This window comes from Alistipes sp. CAG:268, assembly GCA_000434235.1.
GTDB lineage: Bacteria > Bacteroidota > Bacteroidia > Bacteroidales > Rikenellaceae > Alistipes > Alistipes avistercoris.
In genome coordinates this window covers 31,184-33,890 of the sequence record FR891992.1, presented here as the reverse complement: position 1 = coordinate 33,890, position 2,707 = coordinate 31,184, and the positions used below count along the sequence as shown (strand labels likewise).

Genomic DNA, 2,707 nt, shown 5'->3' with positions numbered 1-2,707 from the left:
CCGGGTTGCCCGCATGACCGTTGCCGCGGCGGCGGTTGCGGCCGCGGCGGTTGCCGCTGCCTTCGCGGGGTGTTTGTCCCTCCTCGCGGGGCGTCTCCCGGTTGTTGCCGTTGCGCGGTTCGCGGTTTTCTCGGTTCTCCTGGCCGCCTTCCTGACGCTCGCGGGCTTCCCGGTTGTTCGGCCGCTCGCGGCGTCCCCCTTCGCGGGGCTGCCGTTCGTTGCGCGGCTCCTGGCCCTTTTCTGCCTCCTGTGCCGGGGCGCCGTTTTCGTTGCGGGCCTCGCTGCGCTGTCGGTCGCCGTTCCGGCGCCGGTTCGGCCGGCCGCCTTCGCGCTGCGGGCGGTTCTGGCCCTCGGTGGCGTTTGTCTCCTGCGGTGCGGCATTCCCGGCGTTCCGCTTGCCGCTCTCGGGTTTCTCGGCCTTTTCGGCTGCGCCCTTCTCGGCGTTGTTCGGCCGCTCGGCCGGCTGTTCGGCGTTGCGTCCCTTCTCCTTGCGGTTGCGGCCACGCTTGCGACGCTTGGCCTGGTCGAAGCGCGTGATGCTGTCCTCCTCCGAACGGTAGGTCGGCTCCTCGACCTCCTCGCGCAGGGCGTCGGCGTGCTGCAGCTGCTCGACCTTGCGGCCCTGGCGGTTGAGCGCCAGGATCTCCTTGACACGGGAGACGGGCAGTGTCGTGACATTGACCATCGCCTCCTTCGACGACGAGAAGGTCATTGTCCCGGCCAGCACGTCGCTCTTGACCAGATACCACTCCCCGTCGATGGTCTGCAGCGGTTCGCGCAGCCGCGGGAACTCCTTGCGGGCATCCACGTAGGCGTCGTATTCGTACATCATGCAGCACTTGAGCTTCGAGCACTGACCGGCCAGCTTCTGGGGGTTGAGCGAGATGTCCTGCACGCGGGCGGCGCCGGTGGTGACGCTCGAGAAGGTGGACATCCACGACGTGCAGCACAGTTCGCGGCCGCAGGCGCCCAGTCCGCCGATACGCCCGGCCTCCTGGCGGGCGCCGATCTGCTTCATCTCGATGCGGATGTGGAACCGCTCGGCGAAGACCTTGATCAGCTCGCGGAAGTCCACGCGCTCGTCGGCGATGTAGTAGAAGATGGCCTTGATCTTGTCGCCCTGGTATTCGACGTCGCCGATCTTCATGTTGAGTCCCATGTCGGCGGCGATCTGACGCGCGGCGATCATCGTCTCGTGTTCGAGGGCAATGGCCTCCTGCCAGCGCTCGATGTCGTAGGGTTTGGCCTTGCGGTAGATCTTCTTGTACTCGCCATTGTAGGGGGTGAATCCCGTGCGGCGCATCTGGCGGGCCACCAGGTCGCCCGTCAGCGAGACGATGCCGATGTCGTGGCCCGGCGAGGCCTCGACGGCCACGATGTCGCCGCGCTTGAGGTCGAGGTTGTTCACGTTCTGGTAGAACGATCGGCGGGTGTTCTTGAACCGCACCTCGACGATGTCCGAGGGTATGTTCTGCGGATACTCTTCAAGCCACGGGGTTTCGTGGAGTTTGAAGCATCCGTCGCAGGGCTTGGCCTCGACCTCCTGGCCGCAGTCGCAGAAGGCGCATCCGCGGCCGATTTCGGGTTTGAAATTCCGGTTATGCTGGTTGTTTTCGGTATCCATGACGGTATAATTTGCGTAAAGATAGGAAAAAAATTTCAATTCACCGCGTAGAGCCGTCTGACGCTGCGGCGGATGCGGAGAATCAGCAGCACGGCGGCACACGAGAGCCCGAAGGCGAAGCCGACGTAGAGCCCCGAGGGGCCCATGCCGAGCGTGAAGCCGAGCAGGTAGCCCACCGGCAGGTTGAGCAGCCAGTAGGAGACAAGGGCGATGGGCATGATGATCCGCACGTCCTGGATGCCGCGCAGCACGCCGACCGAGACGTTCTGGATGCCGTCCGAGAGTTGGTAGAGGGCGGCGAAGACGAGCAGCGAGGAGGTCGTGGCGATGACCTCGGCGTTGGTGGTGAAGAAGGTCGGGATCACCGAGCGCAGCGAGATGAAGACCAGCGCCGCGAAGGCGTTCCAGGCCAGCACGAGGTGGTACGAGGCCTTGGCCGCCAGCGACAGCTCGCCGATGTTGCGTCTGCCGTAGCAGTGGGAGATGCGGATGGTCGTTGCGGTGCCGATCGACATGACGATCATGAAGGCGCTGTTGCCCAGGGTCATGGCGATCTGGTTGGCGCTCATGGCGATCTTGGCCGTTGCCCCGAACCACCCCATCATGATGCCCGTGCCGACGAATGCCGACGACTCGAGGAACATCTGCAGCGAGATCGGGAGCCCCATGTGTACGAGCCGTCCGATCGTGCGGCGCGAGAGGACGCGCAGCGAGAATCCGTCGAGGTAGTGGCGGTATTGCGGGCGGCTGCAGAAGTAGGCGATGATGAGCACGGCGGCAAGTACGCGCGAGAGCAGCGTGCCGAGACCGGCGCCCTGGGCTCCCATCTCGGGACAGCCCCAGTTGCCGTAGATGAACAGCGAGTTGAGTCCGATGTTGGCGATGTTGGCGATGATCGTCACGACCATCTCGACCTTCGTGTTGCCCACCCCTTCGAGGAACTGCTTGAACGAGAAGAAGAGCATGATGAAGGGCATGCTGTAGACCAGCATCCGGTAATAGGGGATGGCCATCTCGACCACCTCGGGCGGTTGCCTGAGATAGCCCATCAGAGGAATGACGGCGTATTTGAGCGGCACCCCG

2 protein-coding genes are annotated in these 2,707 nt (G+C 64.5%); both read right to left on the bottom strand.

Features of this window, described 5'->3' with window-relative positions:
- Positions 1 to 1,624: regulatory iron-sulfur-containing complex subunit RicT (gene ricT, locus QZL63_RS04525; RefSeq protein ID WP_290586021.1), on the bottom strand; the 1,624-nt coding region annotated here is incomplete at its 3' end.
- Between the two features lie 35 nt (positions 1,625 to 1,659).
- On the bottom strand, positions 1,660 to 2,707 hold a 1,048-nt coding region (locus tag QZL63_RS04520), incomplete at its 5' end, for an MATE family efflux transporter (protein WP_290586018.1).